Source organism: Streptomyces sp. NPDC046805, assembly GCF_040645355.1.
In the GTDB taxonomy this organism is placed as follows: domain Bacteria; phylum Actinomycetota; class Actinomycetes; order Streptomycetales; family Streptomycetaceae; genus Streptomyces.
The window spans coordinates 143,475-158,455 of record NZ_JBEYYC010000013.1; the positions used below are offsets into that span (position 1 = coordinate 143,475).

The window sequence follows — 14,981 nt, forward strand, 5'->3', positions numbered from 1 at the left end:
AGTCGAGCGGGAGGGGCCACGATTGACGAGTGGGAGCGGCGACGGCCGAGCAGGGGCCGCCGACCGCCCTGCTCGCCGCCCTACGCGTTGCGCGACTCGCCGCCCTGTACGTCCTGCTCGCCGCCCCGCACGTCCTACTCGTTCTACTCGTCGTCCTCGTCGTCGAGGCGGGCCAGCCAGGTCGCTAGGCGCTCCACCGGAACCTCGAAGTCCGGGTTGAGGTCGACGAACGTACGCAGCTGCTCGGCGAGCCACTCGAAGGTGACCTCTTCCTCGCCGCGCCGCTTCTCCAGCTCCTCGATGCCTCGGTCGGTGAAGTACATGGGGTGTCTCTCCTGCGATACGTCCGCACCCGGGCGCGCTCGGGTGCACTCGGGCTTCTGCCGACAGCCTAAGCAACGGGAGGGGGTGCGTTACCTCCGTGCGGCCGGGCGTCCACCGCGCAGCCGGTCGGCGGGTTCACGGGCCTTGACTTTCCGTGACCGCGATATATCGTGTTCCATGGAAGACGCGATATGACGTGTCGTGTTCCGTCGAGGAGGTCAGCACCATGTCCGAGTGGTCCGTCACCGAGCCCACGAAGCTCACCTTCGACGATCCCGTGCGCGACCTGCACGTACGCATCGTCAACGGAACGGTCAACGTCATGGGCACGGAGGAGGGCTCCGCGCGCCTGGAGGTCTCGCGGATCGAGGGGCCGCCGCTGATAGTCGGCCAGCAGGACGGCACGCTCACCGTGGCGTACGAGGACCTCCCCTGGAAGGGCTTCCTCAAGTGGCTGGACCGCAAGGGCTGGCGGCGCAGCGCGGTCGTCTCCCTCGCGGTTCCGGCGGACACGCACGTGGAGGTCGGCGTCGTCGGTGCCGGCGCGGTCGTCTCGGGGATCCGTGGCTCGTCGGTGGTCAAGGGCGTCAGCGGCGACACGACGCTCGTCGCCGTCTCCGGTCCCGTGCGTGCGGACACGGTGTCCGGGAACCTGGAGGCCCAGTCCGTCACCGGCGATCTGCGCTTCAACTCCGTCTCCGGGGACCTGACCGTCGTCGACGGCTCGGGCTCCGCCGTGCGCGCCGACTCCGTCAGCGGCTCCATGATCGTCGACCTGGACCCGGACGGCCCGACCGACGTCAGACTGACCAGCGTCTCCGGGGAGATCGCCATCCGCCTGCCGCACCCGGCGGACGCGGAGGTGGAGGCGAACACCGCGAGCGGCACGATCTCCAACGCCTTCGACGGCCTTCGGGTCCACGGCCCGTGGGGCGCCCACAAGATCACCGGTCGTCTCGGCGCGGGCAACGGCAAGTTGAGGGCCACGACCGTCTCCGGATCCATCGCCCTGCTGCGCCGCCCGCCGAGGGAGGACGACGAGAACGCCGCCGCCTGGGACGACACCGAGCCCGTCCAATCGGACGGCTCCGGTCCACTTGCCGGAGACACGGGGGACAATGCACTGTCCGGCCAGGGCCATGGCGCGAGCGCCACCCCGGCCGACGGCACGACCGACAAGAAGGTGCTCTGACATGCCTCCCGTCTTCGCCCACGGCCGCCTCCGCCTCTACCTGCTCAAGCTGCTCGACGAGGCCCCGCGCCACGGTTACGAGGTGATCCGCCTCCTCGAGGAGCGCTTCCAGGGGCTGTACGCCCCGTCGGCGGGCACCGTCTACCCGCGACTGGCCAAGCTGGAGGCCGAGGGCCTGGTCACCCACACCACCGAGGGCGGCCGCAAGGTGTACGCCATCACGGACGCCGGCCGCGCCGAACTGGCCGACCGCAGCGGTGAACTGGCCGACCTGGAGCTGGAGATCCGCGAGTCGGTGGCGGAGCTCGCCGCCGAGATACGGGCCGATGTGCGCGGTGCCGCGGGCGACCTGCGGCGCGAGATGCGGGCCGCCGCCACCGAGGCACGGCGCGGCGCCAAGTCGGGCGCCGGGGAGCCCGGCCCCTTCGGGGAGTACGGCGACCTCGGCGACAAGGAGGCCTGGCGCGTCGCCAAGGAGGAGATGCGCCGCGCCAAGCATGAGTGGAAGGAGCAGGCCCGGCGCGCCAAGGACGAGAGCCGCCGGGCGCGCGAGGAGGCCCAACGGGCCCGCCACCAGGCCCAGGAGGCGCAGACGCGGGCGCGGGCGCAGGCGCAGGAGGAGATGCAGCGCATCGCGCGACGGGTCCAGGAGCATGTGCAGGACCACTTCTCGCGGGGCGACTGGCAGACGGGGATGCGGGAAGGCCTCTCCGAACTGGCCAAGGGATTCGGCGAGTTCGGGAAGGATTACGGGAGGGACTTCGGAAAGGACGCCGGCTCCGGACGGGCCGGCGCCGGCACCGGCAAGTCGGCACCCGGCCCGGAATACACGCAGACCCCGGAGGACTTCCCGGCCGACTACGAACCGGCGTGGGCCCACGAGGAAGCCACCGGTGACCCGGCTCGCGACCTGGACCGCCTGCTCGACCGCTTCCGGGACGACATCCGCGACGCGGCCCACGACCACGGCGTCACGCCCGACGAGCTCCGCGACGCCCGCCGCCATCTGTCGACGGCGGCGGCCCACATCGGCGCGATGCTGCGCCGCCCGAAGGTCTGAGCTCGCGCCCGGCGGGCGCCCGGCAACCACACCGGGCGCCCGCCGGGGAAACGGGTCCCCCGGGGGAAGCCGGCACCCCCGGGGAAAGCAGGCGTCAGCCCGCCTCGGCCCACGCTGCTCAGCCGGTGATCAGACGCAGCCCACGCTGCTCAGCCGTTGGCCAGACGTGGCCCACGCTGCTCAGCCGTTGATCGGACGTGGCCGGCGGCGGTCAGCCATTGCGCGACCTGTCCGACGGTGGTCAGCCGTTCGTCAGCACGATCTTCCCGAACTGCTCGCCCGACTCCATTCGTTCGAAGCCCTCGCGGGCGCGGTCGAGCGGGAGCACCTCGTCGATGACGGGGCGTACGCCGGTGGTGTCACAGAAGGAGAGCAGGTCCTCCAGCTCCTCCTTGGTGCCCATCGTGGACCCGACGACCTTGAGCTCCAGGAAGAAGATGCGGGTCAGTTCGGCGTGGGAGGGTCGGTCGCCGCTCGTGGCACCGGAGATGACGATCGTGCCGCCCGGCCGCAGGGACTTCACCGAGTGGGACCAGGTGGCGGCGCCGACGGTCTCGATGACGGCGTCGACGCGCTGCGGCAGCCGCGCCCCCGACTCCACCGCCTCCACGGCGCCGAGTTCCAGGGCGCGCTTGCGCTTCGCCTCGTCCCGGCTGGTGGCGAAGACGCGAAGTCCCGCCGCCTTGCCGAGCGCGATCGCGGCCGTCGCGACACCGCCGCCGGCGCCCTGCACGAGGACCGAGTCACCGGGTCGTACCCCGGCGTTGGTGAAGAGCATCCGGTACGCCGTCAGCCAGGCCGTGGGCAGGCAGGCGGCCTCCTCGAAGGAGAGCCCCTTGGGCTTCGGCAGGATGTTCCAGGTGGGCACGGCGACCTGCTCGGCGAAGGTGCCCTGGTAGCGCTCGGTGAGGATGGAGCGGGGTTCCTCGGGGCCGACGCCGTAGCCGGTCTGGCCGATGACGGAGTGCAGGACGACCTCGTTGCCGTCCTCGTCGACGCCGGCGGCGTCGCAGCCGAGGATCATCGGCAGCCGTTCCTCGGGGAGGCCGACGCCGCGGAGCGACCAGAGGTCGTGATGGTTGAGGGAGGCGGCCCTGACGTTGACGGTGCTCCAGCCGGGGCGGGCCTCGGGGGCCGGGCGCTCCCCCGACTCAAGGCCGGCGAGCGGCTGGTCGCGGTCGATTCGGGCGGCGTAGACAGCGAACATGGGCCTGACGATAGGTTCTCCGCCCGGCTGACGGAACCGCATGGCCCTGTGACACACGCCCTCTTGCGTGCGGCAGGAGAAGGGCCCCGCCCAAACGGACGGGGCCCTTCATCAGGTCACCTGCTCACCGGCACGTCGTGCGGGCAGCGCTCTCACCTACGGGCGACGCCCTCGGCCCGAGCCGCCGCCGCGACCGCCGCCGTCACCGCGGGAGCGACCCGCTCGTCGAACGGCGAGGGGATCACGTAGTCGGCCGCGAGGTCGTCGCCGACCACGGACGCCAGCGCCTCGGCCGCCGCGATCTTCATGCCCTCGGTGATCCGGGAGGCCCGCACCTGCAGCGCGCCCGCGAAGATGCCGGGGAACGCCAGCACGTTGTTGATCTGGTTCGGGAAGTCCGAGCGCCCGGTCGCGACAACCGCCGCGTACTTGTGCGCCACCTCGGGGTGCACCTCGGGGTTCGGGTTGGCCATCGCGAACACGAAGGCACCCTCGGCCATGGAGGCGACCGCCGCCTCCGGGACCGTACCGCCGGAGACGCCGATGAAGACGTCGGCGCCGGCCAGCGCGTCCTCCAGCGACCCGGTGAGGCCCGCCTTGTTGGTGAAGGAGGCAAGCTCCCGCTTGACCGGCGTCAGGTCCTCCCGCTCGGCCGACACGAGGCCCTTGCGGTCGGTCACCGCGACATCCCCGATGCCGGCCTCGACCAGCATCTTGGCGATGGCGACACCGGCCGCGCCGGCACCCGAGATGACGGCCCGCAGCTGCCCGATCTCGCGCCCGCTCAGCCGCGCGGCGTTCCGCAGCGCCGCCAGCGTCACGACGGCCGTACCGTGCTGGTCGTCGTGGAAGACCGGGATGTCGAGCCGCTCCTGGAGCTTGCGCTCGATCTCGAAGCACCGCGGCGCCGAGATGTCCTCCAGGTTCACTCCGCCGAAGGACGGGGCCAGCCGGACCACCGTCTCCACGATCTCGTCGGCGTCCGTGCAGTCGAGCGCGATCGGCACCGCGTCCACGCCGCCGAACTGCTTGAACAGAATCGCCTTGCCCTCCATCACGGGGAGGGAGGCCTCGGGACCGATGTCCCCGAGGCCGAGGACGGCCGTGCCGTCGGTCACGACGGCGACGACGGACGACTTCCACGTGTAGTCGTTGACGAGCTCCGGCTGTTCCGCGATCGCGGTGCACACGCGCGCGACGCCGGGCGTGTACGCGAGGGACAGGTCGTCCGTGTCACGGACCGGCACGGTGGCCTGCACGGCCATCTTGCCGCCGCGGTGCAGCGCGAAGGCCGGATCGAAGGAGTCGAGGGGCTCGGCCCCTCCGTCCTGGTCCGTACCGCTGTCGCTGCGAGGATTGACGATCTCCGCTGCCACTTCGTTGTACCCCTTAGGTATGCATGGTTGAGGGTTGACCGCTCCTGGTGAAGAGCGGGCGGGACCGCATACGACCCGAACTGGCTGTTCAGCACGGGTACGCACGCGACGAGCGCGCCGCACACGCGCCCTGAGCCCCGGATGAGGGGAGTAAAGAACCTTCTTACCGGACGGACAGGGCCGACGACGAGTCCAATAGGCGCAAGGTCACATCTCGGACGACGCAGAGTTACATCTCGAACGCCGGAGATCACGTTCTGATGACGCCGAGGCGACGACCAGCCGATCTGAGAGGTGAACAGCGGGTCGGGCCGCGACCACATCGTGAGACGCGCCGGAGAATTTCCGGCCGGAACGCGAGATTCCCGTGGACGGTCCGGCTTGATGTACCGGCCTGAGGGGGTTCGGGGGTCACCCGTTATCCGATTTTGACATAGCGAGCCACCTGAATGGCGTGGCCCGAATGGCAAGATGCCGTCAACCCACGAGGTCGCGACACCCGAAGGTGAGTGTTCTCGTCGACCCATCGGCAACTCCACCCCCGCCGGAGGAACTCACGATGACCGCAAGCTCCACCCGCCGGCCGACCGCCGCACGCTCCCGGCTTGCAGCGGTCGGTGCGATCGCGGTCGCAGGCGCCCTGCTGCTCACCGGTTGCGGTGACCAGACCAAGGGCAAGGACAAGGAATCCGGCGGCACCTCCAAGAGCTCTGCCCCGCTGAACGCCAAGCTCCCTCAGTCGATCCGCGACAAGGGTGTCATCAAGGTCGGTTCGGACATCGCGTACGCGCCGGTGGAGTTCAAGGACTCCTCCGGCAAGGTCGCGGGCCTGGACCCGGAACTCGCGGACGCCATGGGCAAGCAGCTCGGCGTGAAGTTCGAGTTCGAGAACGGCACCTTCGACGCCCTGCTCACCGGCCTTCGCTCCAACCGGTACGACATCGCGATGTCGGCGATGACGGACAACAAGAACCGCCAGGAGGGCGTCGACCCCGACACGGGCAAGAAGGTCGGCGAGGGCGTCGACTTCGTCGACTACCTGACCGCCGGTGTCTCCATCTACACCCGCAAGGGTGACGCCAAGGGCATCTCCTCCTGGTCCGACCTGTGCGGCAAGAAGATCGCCCTCGAGCGCGGCACGGTCTCGGGCGATCTCGCCAAGGCCGAGGCCAAGAAGTGCCCCAAGAAGAAGAAGCTCACCATCGAGGCCTTCGACGACGACCAGCAGTCCCAGACGCGGCTGCGCTCGGGCGGCGCCGATGCGGCGTCCGCCGACTTCCCCGTGGCGGCGTACGCGGTGAAGACCTCGGGCGGCGGCAAGGACTTCCAGCTCGTCGGCGACCAGGTCGAGGCGGCGCCGTACGGCGTCGCCGTCGCCAAGAACAACACGCAGCTGCGGGACGCGCTGCAGGCCGCGATGAACGCGCTCATCAAGAGCGGTGAGTACCAGAAGATCCTCGAGAAGTGGGGCGCCGAGGACGGCGCCGTCAAGGAGTCCGCGATCAACGGTGGCAAGTGACCCGCGGGTCACAGCGGCCACTGAGAGGCAACACCCGTGACTGACATCGAGAAGAAGGCGCAACCGAAGGACACGCCCCCGGCCGGAGCGGAGGCCATCAAGGCCATCCCGGTCCGGCACTTCGGGCGGTATGTCTCGGCCGCCCTCGCGATCGCGGTTCTGGTCGCGATCGTCTACGCGTTCGGCCAGGGCAGGATCAACTGGCAGGCGATTCCGGACTACTTCTTCGACGACCGCATCCTGACGGGCGTCGGCAAGACGCTCCTGCTGACGGTCCTGTCGATGGTGATCGGCATCGTCGGCGGCATCGTCCTGGCGGTGATGCGCCTGTCGAGGAACCCGGTGACCTCGTCGATCGCCTGGTTCTACATCTGGTTCTTCCGCGGCACCCCGGTCCTGGTCCAGCTGTTCCTCTGGTTCAACCTGGGCCTGGTCTTCGAGTACATCAACCTCATGCCGTTCTACAAGGACTACTGGTCGAACTTCATGACGCCGCTGCTGACGGCGCTGCTCGGCCTGGGTCTGAACGAGGCGGCGTACATGGCGGAGATCTGCCGCGCCGGCCTGCTGGCGGTCGACGAGGGCCAGACCGAGGCGGCGCACGCGCTCGGCATGAGCCACGGCAAGACGCTGTGGCGGATCGTCATCCCGCAGGCGATGCGGGTGATCGTCCCGCCGACGGGCAACGAAGTGATCAACATGCTGAAGACGACCTCGCTCGTGGCGGCCGTCCAGTATCCCGAACTCTTCCGCTACGCCCAGGACATCGGCCAGAACTCCGGTGCCCCGGTGGAGATGTACTTCCTCGCCGCCGCCTGGTACCTGATCATGACGTCGATCCTCAGCGTCGGGCAGTACTACATCGAGCGGTACTACGCGCGCGGCTCCAGCCGCCAACTGCCGCCGACCCCGTGGCAGAAGGTGAAGGCCAACATGCTCTCGCTCGGTCGACCGAAGGGAGCGGTGACCTCATGACCGACAAGCCCAGCACGACGGACCCCGCCCCGAAGGACTCCGAGGTCTCGAAGGACCCGAAGGACCCGGCCGTCGCGATGGTCAAGGCCGAGGGCGTGCACAAGTCCTTCGGTGCCGTCGAGGTGCTCAAGGGCATCGACCTGGAGGTGAAACCGGGCGAGGTGTTCTGCCTCATCGGCCCCTCCGGCTCCGGCAAGTCGACCTTCCTGAGGTGCATCAACCACCTGGAGAAGATCAACGCCGGGCGGCTGTACGTCGACGGCGAGCTGGTCGGCTACCGCCAGAAGGGCGACAAGCTGTACGAGCTCAAGGACAGCGAGGTCGCCCGCAAGCGCCGGGACATCGGCATGGTCTTCCAGCGCTTCAACCTGTTCCCGCACATGACGGCCGTGGACAACGTCCTGGAGGCGCCGGTCCAGGTCAAGGGCGCGAACAAGGCCGAGGCCAAGGAGCGTGCGATGCAGCTCCTGGAGCGCGTGGGCCTGGCCGACCGGGCGGGGCACTACCCCTCGCAGCTCTCCGGCGGTCAGCAGCAGCGTGTGGCGATCGCCCGGGCCCTCGCCATGGACCCGAAGCTGATGCTGTTCGACGAGCCGACCTCGGCCCTGGACCCGGAGCTTGTCGGCGACGTCCTGGACGTCATGCGCGACCTCGCCGAGTCCGGCATGACGATGGTCGTCGTCACCCACGAGATGGGCTTCGCCCGCGAGGTCGGCGACAGCCTGGTCTTCATGGACGACGGCGTGGTGGTCGAATCCGGCCATCCGCGCGACGTCCTGACGAACCCCCAGCACGAGCGGACGCAGTCGTTCCTGTCCAAGGTGCTGTAGCCGACACGGGCAGAGACCTGCGCAAGGGGCGGTACGGGATGTTCCCGTACCGCCCCAACCGGCTTTCTCAGGCCCTCACTCGCTTCCCCAGGCCCTCACTTGAGCGCGAGGAGCAGGGTGTCCGAGGGCGAGCACCAGACCGGGCGCGCCTCCGCGAACCCCTTCTCGCGCAGCACGTGCGCGTGCCGGCCGGCGGAGGGCATGTCACCGTCGGCGTGCTCGCCGTAGATCTCGAAGCGTCGGGCCGTCGGCTCGGTCAGGGCCGGGTCCTGGGCGGCCAGCTGCCACCACTCGGCCCAGTCCAGGGCGCCCGCGCGCCTGGCCTGATCCATGCGGGCATGCCGCTGAGCACGCTCCGCCGCGTTGATCCGGGGTGTGGTCTCGTCGATCATGTGGTCCGCGTTCATGAAGACACCGCCGTCGCGCACGAGTTCCGCGACCTGTCCGTAGAGGGCGGCGAGGGGTTCGCTGTGCAGCCAGTGCAGTGCGGTGGCGGTCAGGACCGCGTCGTACGAGTCGTACGGCAGCTTCGCCGGCCAGTCCGGGTCCTTCAGGTCGGCCGATACGAGGGTGACCCGGTCGTCGCCCGCGAAGGTGCCCTCGGCGATGGCGAGGAGGGCGGGGTCGAGGTCGACGCCGGTGCTGGTGGCCGCGGGGAAGCGGGCGAGCAGCCGGGCGGTGATGCTGCCGGTGCCGCAGGCGAGGTCGAGCACACGGGGCGCGGTGCCGACGAGGGCCTCGACCATGTCGAGCATGATCCGGAAGCGCTCCTCGCGGTCCGGCATGTACCACTCCTGCTGCCGGTCCCAGCTCTGCTGCCAGGCGGGCCAGTCCGTTCCTGTACTGGTGGTCATGGAGTCCCCTTCTCCTCGCACACACGTAATACCCTGGAACCACGACCGGCTGTTACCCGACCGCACTCACGACCATAGAGCGCCTCTGTAAGGACTACAAGTGGAACTGGCCTATTACTCGGATTACGCCGTGCGCCTCGTCAACAGCGAGGAACCGGCCCGGGGCAAGGACTCCCTGACCACGGTCGAGGCCGTCCGTGACCTGTTCGGGGTCAACCAGCAGGCGGCCCGGCGCGCCACCGACGCCGACGTCACGCGCTTCCGCTCGGTACGGGCCCGGCTGCGCGCGGTCTTCGAGGCGGCCGACCAGGGCGACGAGACCCTCGCGGTGGACCTGCTGAACTCCTTGCTCCTGGAGTTCCCGGTGAGCCCGCAGATCTCCGGGCACGACGTCCGGGACGACGACGGCCGCCCCCTGTGGCACATGCACCTGGCGGACCACCCGTCGAACGCCACGGCCGGCTACGCCGCGATCGCCGCGATGGGCCTGGCGTTCCATCTCACCGAGTACGGCGTCGACCGCCTCGGCCTGTGCGAGGCAGCCCCCTGCCGCAACGCCTACCTCGACACCTCTACCAACCGCTCGCGGCGCTACTGCTCCGACCGCTGCGCGACCCGCGCCAACGTGGCCGCCTACCGGGCCCGCAAGCGCCTGGAGGCCGACCGGTCGGCGAAGACGGGCCTGGCGGCCGACAGCGCCCAGCGCACCAGCGCCAGCGGCGAGCGCTGACCGGGCTTGCGCGGCCGGTACCGCGCGAGGGCCCGCCCGAGGATCAACTCCTCCGGCACGGTCCCGTAGTCGGTGCTGTCCCCGCCCGCGTAGCGGTTGTCCCCCAGCACCCACCAGCCGCCCTCGCATCGCTCCACGGCACGCTTGACGACGAGCAGGTCCTGCTGGAACGGATGCCGCAGAACCACGACGTCACCGGCCCTGACCACCGCCCCGTACCGGAGCAGCAGCAGGTCCCCGTGATGCAGCGTGGGCACCATGGAAGGTCCGGTCACCTCGGCCAGCCCGAAGAGGGGCCCGGACCTCCCCCGCTCGGACTCCTGCGACAGCTCCGGCATCCCCGGCACCTCCCCGATCCGTTCCTCCACAGTCTCAGTCTCACCCGGGACTTTTGCCCTAAGCCCATAGGGCCACTCGCGAAAAGCCGTGCATCAGGGAGTAATGTCCCACCTGAGAAGACGATCACGAGGAAGGAATGCTCCATGCTTTCCCGGCTGTTTGCCCCCAAGGTCACGGTCAGCGCGCACTGCGACCTGCCCTGCGGCGTGTACGACCCGGCCCAGGCCCGCATCGAGGCGGAGTCGGTCAAGGCCATCCAGGAGAAGATGGCCGCCAACGACGACCCGCACTTCCAGATCCGCGCCACTGTGATCAAGGAGCAGCGCGCCGAGCTCGCCAAGCACCACCTGGACGTGCTCTGGAGCGACTACTTCAAGCCCCCGCACTTCGACAGCTACCCGGAGCTGCACACCCTCCTCAACGACGCCGTGAAGGCCCTGTCGGCCGCCAAGGCGTCCGTCGACCCCGCGACCGGCCAGAAGGCGCTGGACTACATCGCGCGAGTCGCTGAGATCTTCTGGGAGACGAAGAAGGCCTGACGGTCCTTCTCCTCGCTGGAAGGGGGCCCGGCCGGATGTCTCCGGTCGGGCCCCCTTCGCCGTACCGCGGCACGTACCGGGCGCTGTCGGAGTGAGCCGTATCGGGGTCGTCGGTGGCAACGGCCGTGTCATTCTGGTCCGGTGACGGTAAGCATCAAGGATCTGGTGCGATTGCGGCGGGCGCGGGACCGGATGGATCGTGAGTACGCCGAGCCGCTCGACATCGCCGCCCTCGCGCGTACCGCCCTGATGTCCCCGGGGCACTTCCAGCGCAGCTTCCGCAAGGCCTTCGGGGAGACGCCGTACGGCTATCTCATGACCCGCCGCGTCGAGCGCGCCAAGGCCCTGCTGCGTCGCGGTGACCTCAGTGTGACCGAGGTGTGCCTGGCCGTCGGCTGCACGTCGCTGGGCTCCTTCAGCTCCCGGTTCACGGAGCTGGTCGGCGAGACCCCGAGCGCCTACCGGGCCCGGCCGCACGAGGACGGTGCGGTGATCCCGCCCTGTGTGGCCCGTACGTTCACGCGGCCGCGTCGTCGCAACCGCTGAGCACACCCGACCCGCCGGGCAGGGCCTAGCGTGAGCCCATGGACCTCAGACTCAAGCAGTGTTTCATCGCCGTGGACGACCACGACAAGGCGCTCGCCTTCTACTGCGACGTGCTCGGCCTGGAAGTGCGCAACGACGTCGGCTTCGAGGGGATGCGCTGGGTGACCGTGGGGTCGCCGCTGCAGCCGGACGTGGAGATCGTGCTGGAGCCGCCCGCCGCGAACCCCGACACCTCCGCCGCCGACCGGCAGGCGATGGCCGAACTGCTCGCCAAGGGCGTGCTGCGCGGCGTCATCTTCACCACCGCCGACTGCGACGCGCTGTACGCACGGGTGCGGGAGTCCGGCGCCGACGTGCTCCAGGAACCGATGGACCAGCCGTACGGCGTGCGGGACTGCGCGTTCCGCGATCCCGCCGGGAACATGCTGCGGTTCATGGAGCGGGCCGAGGACTGACGGCCGCGACAGCGAGGCGCCGCGGTACCGAGCCACGCGTACTGAGGCGTTCGCGGTACCGAGACGTTCGCGGTACCGCGGCGGACTGCCGCCTACCATCCCCGTATGGGCATCCGCTGGACCTACGCCTTCGTCGACCGGCCCCTCGGCCGGCTCGACGACGCCTGCACATTCTGGACGGCCGCCACCGGGACTCGGCGCTCCGAACCCCGCGGTGAGCGCGGTGAGTTCGTGACGCTCGTGCCGGACGGCGCCGACCCGTGCGTGAAGGTCCAGGGGGTCGTCTCCGGCGACGGCGGCGCTCATCTCGATTTCTGCGTGGACGACGTGGAGGCGTTCACGGAGTCGGCCCGGGAGCGGGGCGCGGGCATGGTCGCCGCTCACGACGGGTGGGCCGTACTGCGGTCGCCCGCCGGGCAGTTGTTCTGCGTGCTGCCCTGGCACGGGGAGTCGGCGCGGCCGCCGGTGGTGGCAGGCAGTCGGCTGGACCAGGTGTGCCTCGACATCCCACCGTCCGCGTACGAGGCCGAAGTCGCCTTCTGGGCCGGGCTGACCGGCTGGGAGCTGCTCGCCAGTGCGCTCCCGGAGTTCCGGGCGCTCACGCCGCCGCCGGGACTTCCGGTACGCATCCTGCTCCAGCGGCTCGCCGAGGAGCGGCCCGGCTCCGCCCACCTCGACATCGCCTGCGCGGACATCGAGGCGAGCCGCGCCCGTCACGAGGACCTGGGCGCCGTCTACGTCACAGACGGCCCCGACTGGACGGTGATGCGCGATCCGGCGGGCGGCACGTACTGCCTGACCGGGCGTGATCCGGAGAGGGGCAGGATGCCGTCCTCCTCGGCGGTCAGGGACGACTCGTCGAGCGCAGGCAGATGACCGCCGTACGGCCGTGCCCCGACGTCGGCACGGGACAGGGGGACGGCCCGCAGGGTTCGTCGTCGTCCGACCGGGGCTCCGGTGACGGCGAGTTGACGGGCTTCTGCCGGCTGTACGGCTCCCGCGGCCCGGCCGAGTCCTGGAACCACAGCGTGAGTCCTCCCCCGACACTCGCGGCCACCGTCCACACCGCCGCCGTCCACCGTCGTATCCGGCCACGGCGGCGTCCCCCCGGCTCCGTCACCCCCAGGACTCCACGTCCACCACGGCGTCTACCGGCACGGGCCCGTACACGTGCGGGAACTCCTCGCCGCCCGGCTTCATGGCCTCGTACTTCACCGGGACCCCGAGCCGCGCCGGGTCCACGCTCAGGACCACCAGCTCCTCCGGTCCGTCGTAGGAGCCGTACAGGAAGGCCGCCACGCGCGGGAGTTGGTCGCGGGTGGAGAAGTGGATGAAGCCCTCCTCCTGGAGCGTGCGGCCGCGGGTCGACATCTCGTAGGTGCCGCGCTCGCGCGCCGCATCCCACAGGGAGCGTTCCGTGATGTGGAAGATGTACGGGAGTTTCGGCATGCAGCCACGCTACGGCCTCCCGAGCAGCGGGAAGCGCGGGATTCCCGGCCGACCTACCCTGAGGACATGGACAGCCAGGAACACGCCTGTCCGGTCTGCGGACAGCCCGTCGAAACGGTCGTCCGGCGGCACAAGACGCTGGGCGCCTGGGTCCCGGTGTGGGGGCCGGGCCCCTGCCACAACACCGACTGCGCGGCGTCCCGCGATGCAGCCGCCCCGGACGTGCCCGCCGCCCCCGTCACCCCCTCCGCCGAGCGGCAGCAACGCCACGGATCCGCCGAGAAGAAGCCCTGAGCTCCGGGCGGCCGGAGCCCCGGTGGCCGTGCGGGGTCAGGAGCGGCACGGCCACCGGAAGCTCCGGGGTTCTCGCGGCCTACGGCCTCAGGCGCTGCGCCGCGTCACGAACTCGGCCAGCGCCAGCAGGCCCTCCGCCCGCTCCGGGTGGGGGACCACGCGGGCCAGCTCCTGCATCGCCCGGGCCATGCGGTCGGCGGCCTGGGTCTGCGCCCAGTCCCTGCCGCCCGCCCGCTCCACGGCCAGTGCCGTCCGCTCCAGGTCCTCCTCCTCGTAGGGCCGTCGGTACAGCTCGGCGAGTTCCCCGGCCGCCGGGGTGCCGGAGGCCAGGGCCGCGACCACTGGCAGCGACTTCTTGCGGGCGGCCAGGTCCGCGCCGGCCGGCTTGCCCGTGCGGCTCGGGTCTCCCCATATGCCGATGATGTCGTCGATCAGCTGGAAGGCGAGGCCGGCCTGGCGGCCGAACCCGTCCAGCGCCGCCGCTTCCTTCTCCCCGGCGCCCGCGTACAGCGCGCCGAGGGCGCAGGCGCACCCGAGCAGCGCGCCGGTCTTGGCCTCGGCCATGACGAGCACCTCGTCGAGGGTGACCTCGTCCGGGGCGCGCTGTTCCATGGCCGTGTCCGTGTGCTGGCCCGCGCACAGCTCGACGACGCAGTCCGCGAGCCGCGCTGCGGCCGCCCCGGACGCGGGGTGCGGGTCCCCGGCGAGGAGCCGCAGGGCCAGCGCCTGGAGGGCGTCACCGGCGAGTATCGCGTCGGCCTCGCCGAACACGGTCCACGCCGTGGGCCGGTGCCTGCGAGAGGTGTCGCGGTCCATCACGTCGTCGTGCAACAGCGTGAAGTTGTGCACCAACTCCACGGCGGCCGCCGCCCGTACGGCCGCCGCGCGACCTTCCGGTCCGCCCAGCGCAGCGGCCGTGGCGAGGACGAGCGCGGGCCGTATCGCCTTGCCCGCGTTGTCCGCCGCCGGGGTGCCGTCCGCGTGCTCCCACCCGAAGTGGTAGAGCGCGATCCGGCGCATCGAGTCGGGCAGCGTGTCGAGGGCGGCGCGCAGCACGGGGTCGACCGACGCCCGGGCGCTGTCGAGAATCGCCGCGGCCTCCTGCCCGTCGAGCTGACCGCCGAGGTCCCCGGCGGGGTGCCCTGCCGGACCCGGTCCGGCGACTGTGTCTCCGGCTCCGGCCCCGCCCCCGTCCCCGTCCCCGGCGGGCTTTCGCCGCTCGCGTGCCTCCAGCGCCCCCATGGGACGCTGCTTCGTCTCCGTCATGAACTCGGCCATGATTCTCCCTCGCG

The 14,981-nt window shown here is 70.7% G+C and carries 18 protein-coding genes; 11 read left to right on the forward strand and 7 right to left on the reverse strand.

Annotation, left to right across the window (positions count from 1 at the left end; all coding sequences use genetic code 11):
* Positions 1–143: 143 nt before the first annotated feature.
* Positions 144–323: a DUF6104 family protein gene (locus ABZ910_RS16470; protein ID WP_003992906.1), complete on the reverse strand. Its 180-nt coding sequence runs from the start codon at positions 321–323 to the stop codon at positions 144–146.
* Positions 324–550: 227 nt separating this feature from the next.
* Between ABZ910_RS16470 and ABZ910_RS16475 the strand changes: the two genes are divergently transcribed.
* Entirely contained in the window at positions 551–1,516 is a 966-nt protein-coding gene (locus tag ABZ910_RS16475) for a DUF4097 family beta strand repeat-containing protein (protein WP_361364680.1), read from the forward strand.
* 1 nt (position 1,517) lies between these two features.
* Positions 1,518–2,576 (forward strand): helix-turn-helix transcriptional regulator, encoded by a 1,059-nt coding sequence (locus tag ABZ910_RS16480; RefSeq protein WP_361364682.1) that lies wholly within the window; start codon positions 1,518–1,520, stop codon positions 2,574–2,576.
* 241 nt (positions 2,577–2,817) lie between these two features.
* Here ABZ910_RS16480 and ABZ910_RS16485 read toward each other — a convergent pair whose 3' ends face one another.
* Positions 2,818–3,783, reverse strand: a complete 966-nt coding sequence (locus tag ABZ910_RS16485) for a zinc-binding dehydrogenase (RefSeq protein ID WP_361364685.1) — start codon at positions 3,781–3,783, stop codon at positions 2,818–2,820.
* Positions 3,784–3,935: 152 nt separating this feature from the next.
* A complete protein-coding gene (locus tag ABZ910_RS16490) occupies positions 3,936–5,159 on the reverse strand; it encodes an NADP-dependent malic enzyme (RefSeq protein ID WP_361364688.1) in 1,224 nt (407 codons plus the stop codon).
* A gap of 559 nt (positions 5,160–5,718) precedes the next feature.
* Here ABZ910_RS16490 and ABZ910_RS16495 point away from each other — a divergent pair.
* The 3 genes from ABZ910_RS16495 to ABZ910_RS16505 all read left to right on the forward strand — a co-directional run bounded on the left by ABZ910_RS16495 (position 5,719) and on the right by ABZ910_RS16505 (position 8,483).
* Complete coding sequence (locus ABZ910_RS16495) at positions 5,719–6,678, forward strand: ABC transporter substrate-binding protein (RefSeq protein ID WP_361364691.1); 960 nt, start codon at positions 5,719–5,721, stop codon at positions 6,676–6,678.
* 36 nt (positions 6,679–6,714) lie between these two features.
* Positions 6,715–7,653 carry an amino acid ABC transporter permease gene (locus ABZ910_RS16500; protein ID WP_361364694.1) on the forward strand — a complete coding sequence of 313 codons (939 nt, stop codon included), beginning with the start codon at positions 6,715–6,717 and terminating at the stop codon, positions 7,651–7,653.
* Positions 7,654–7,730: 77 nt separating this feature from the next.
* Positions 7,731–8,483, forward strand: a complete 753-nt coding sequence (locus ABZ910_RS16505) for an amino acid ABC transporter ATP-binding protein (protein ID WP_361364837.1) — start codon at positions 7,731–7,733, stop codon at positions 8,481–8,483.
* 95 nt (positions 8,484–8,578) lie between these two features.
* On the opposite strand, the gene ABZ910_RS16510 is transcribed toward ABZ910_RS16505, so the two are convergent.
* A complete protein-coding gene (locus ABZ910_RS16510; RefSeq protein ID WP_361364696.1) occupies positions 8,579–9,337 on the reverse strand; it encodes a class I SAM-dependent methyltransferase in 759 nt (252 codons plus the stop codon).
* Positions 9,338–9,437: 100 nt separating this feature from the next.
* Here ABZ910_RS16510 and ABZ910_RS16515 point away from each other — a divergent pair, with 100 nt between their 5' ends.
* The gene (locus tag ABZ910_RS16515; RefSeq protein WP_361364699.1) at positions 9,438–10,067 is read left to right on the forward strand and encodes a CGNR zinc finger domain-containing protein; all 630 of its coding nucleotides are present in this window, start codon (positions 9,438–9,440) and stop codon (positions 10,065–10,067) included.
* Here ABZ910_RS16515 and sodX read toward each other — a convergent pair.
* Positions 9,971–10,405 (reverse strand): nickel-type superoxide dismutase maturation protease, encoded by a 435-nt coding sequence (gene sodX, locus ABZ910_RS16520; protein WP_361364840.1) that lies wholly within the window; start codon positions 10,403–10,405, stop codon positions 9,971–9,973. The two genes, ABZ910_RS16515 and sodX, sit on opposite strands and share 97 nt — an antisense overlap.
* Before the next feature lie 144 nt (positions 10,406–10,549).
* On the opposite strand from sodX, the gene sodN reads away from it, so the two are divergent.
* The 4 genes from sodN to ABZ910_RS16540 all read left to right on the forward strand — a co-directional run bounded on the left by sodN (position 10,550) and on the right by ABZ910_RS16540 (position 12,822).
* Positions 10,550–10,945 (forward strand): superoxide dismutase, Ni, encoded by a 396-nt coding sequence (sodN, locus tag ABZ910_RS16525; protein ID WP_361364701.1) that lies wholly within the window; start codon positions 10,550–10,552, stop codon positions 10,943–10,945.
* Positions 10,946–11,137: 192 nt separating this feature from the next.
* Positions 11,138–11,491, forward strand: coding sequence for a helix-turn-helix transcriptional regulator (locus tag ABZ910_RS16530; protein ID WP_361364843.1), 354 nt, complete (start codon positions 11,138–11,140; stop codon positions 11,489–11,491).
* Between the two features lie 38 nt (positions 11,492–11,529).
* The gene (locus tag ABZ910_RS16535) at positions 11,530–11,946 is read left to right on the forward strand and encodes a VOC family protein (RefSeq protein WP_361364704.1); all 417 of its coding nucleotides are present in this window, start codon (positions 11,530–11,532) and stop codon (positions 11,944–11,946) included.
* Positions 11,947–12,051: 105 nt separating this feature from the next.
* The gene (locus ABZ910_RS16540) at positions 12,052–12,822 is read left to right on the forward strand and encodes a VOC family protein (protein WP_361364707.1); all 771 of its coding nucleotides are present in this window, start codon (positions 12,052–12,054) and stop codon (positions 12,820–12,822) included.
* A 240-nt stretch (positions 12,823–13,062) separates the two neighbouring features.
* Here the strand turns inward: ABZ910_RS16540 and ABZ910_RS16545 are convergent, their stop codons facing one another.
* Positions 13,063–13,395 (reverse strand): DUF952 domain-containing protein, encoded by a 333-nt coding sequence (locus tag ABZ910_RS16545; RefSeq protein ID WP_361364710.1) that lies wholly within the window; start codon positions 13,393–13,395, stop codon positions 13,063–13,065.
* A gap of 66 nt (positions 13,396–13,461) precedes the next feature.
* On the opposite strand from ABZ910_RS16545, the gene ABZ910_RS16550 reads away from it, so the two are divergent.
* A complete protein-coding gene (locus tag ABZ910_RS16550) occupies positions 13,462–13,689 on the forward strand; it encodes a hypothetical protein (RefSeq protein WP_361364712.1) in 228 nt (75 codons plus the stop codon).
* Positions 13,690–13,776: 87 nt separating this feature from the next.
* Here the strand turns inward: ABZ910_RS16550 and ABZ910_RS16555 are convergent, their stop codons facing one another.
* Positions 13,777–14,967, reverse strand: coding sequence for a family 2 encapsulin nanocompartment cargo protein polyprenyl transferase (locus ABZ910_RS16555; protein ID WP_361364715.1), 1,191 nt, complete (start codon positions 14,965–14,967; stop codon positions 13,777–13,779).
* Between the last annotated feature and the right edge of the window lie 14 nt (positions 14,968–14,981).

Bases quoted from the DNA above. Each gene is read 5' to 3' on its own strand.
- sodN (WP_361364701.1), top strand. From the start codon at position 10,550: ATGCTTTCCCGGCTGTTTGCCCCCAAGGTCACGGTCAGCGCGCACTGC.
- sodX (WP_361364840.1), bottom strand. From the start codon at position 10,405: ATGCCGGAGCTGTCGCAGGAGTCCGAGCGGGGGAGGTCCGGGCCCCTC.
- ABZ910_RS16475 (WP_361364680.1), top strand. From the start codon at position 551: ATGTCCGAGTGGTCCGTCACCGAGCCCACGAAGCTCACCTTCGACGAT.
- ABZ910_RS16470 (WP_003992906.1), bottom strand. From the start codon at position 323: ATGTACTTCACCGACCGAGGCATCGAGGAGCTGGAGAAGCGGCGCGGC.
- ABZ910_RS16555 (WP_361364715.1), bottom strand. From the start codon at position 14,967: ATGGCCGAGTTCATGACGGAGACGAAGCAGCGTCCCATGGGGGCGCTG.
- ABZ910_RS16510 (WP_361364696.1), bottom strand. From the start codon at position 9,337: ATGACCACCAGTACAGGAACGGACTGGCCCGCCTGGCAGCAGAGCTGG.
- ABZ910_RS16530 (WP_361364843.1), top strand. From the start codon at position 11,138: ATGGATCGTGAGTACGCCGAGCCGCTCGACATCGCCGCCCTCGCGCGT.
- ABZ910_RS16485 (WP_361364685.1), bottom strand. From the start codon at position 3,783: ATGTTCGCTGTCTACGCCGCCCGAATCGACCGCGACCAGCCGCTCGCC.
- ABZ910_RS16535 (WP_361364704.1), top strand. From the start codon at position 11,530: ATGGACCTCAGACTCAAGCAGTGTTTCATCGCCGTGGACGACCACGAC.
- ABZ910_RS16480 (WP_361364682.1), top strand. From the start codon at position 1,518: ATGCCTCCCGTCTTCGCCCACGGCCGCCTCCGCCTCTACCTGCTCAAG.
- ABZ910_RS16540 (WP_361364707.1), top strand. From the start codon at position 12,052: ATGGGCATCCGCTGGACCTACGCCTTCGTCGACCGGCCCCTCGGCCGG.
- ABZ910_RS16495 (WP_361364691.1), top strand. From the start codon at position 5,719: ATGACCGCAAGCTCCACCCGCCGGCCGACCGCCGCACGCTCCCGGCTT.
- ABZ910_RS16505 (WP_361364837.1), top strand. From the start codon at position 7,731: ATGGTCAAGGCCGAGGGCGTGCACAAGTCCTTCGGTGCCGTCGAGGTG.
- ABZ910_RS16550 (WP_361364712.1), top strand. From the start codon at position 13,462: ATGGACAGCCAGGAACACGCCTGTCCGGTCTGCGGACAGCCCGTCGAA.
- ABZ910_RS16545 (WP_361364710.1), bottom strand. From the start codon at position 13,395: ATGCCGAAACTCCCGTACATCTTCCACATCACGGAACGCTCCCTGTGG.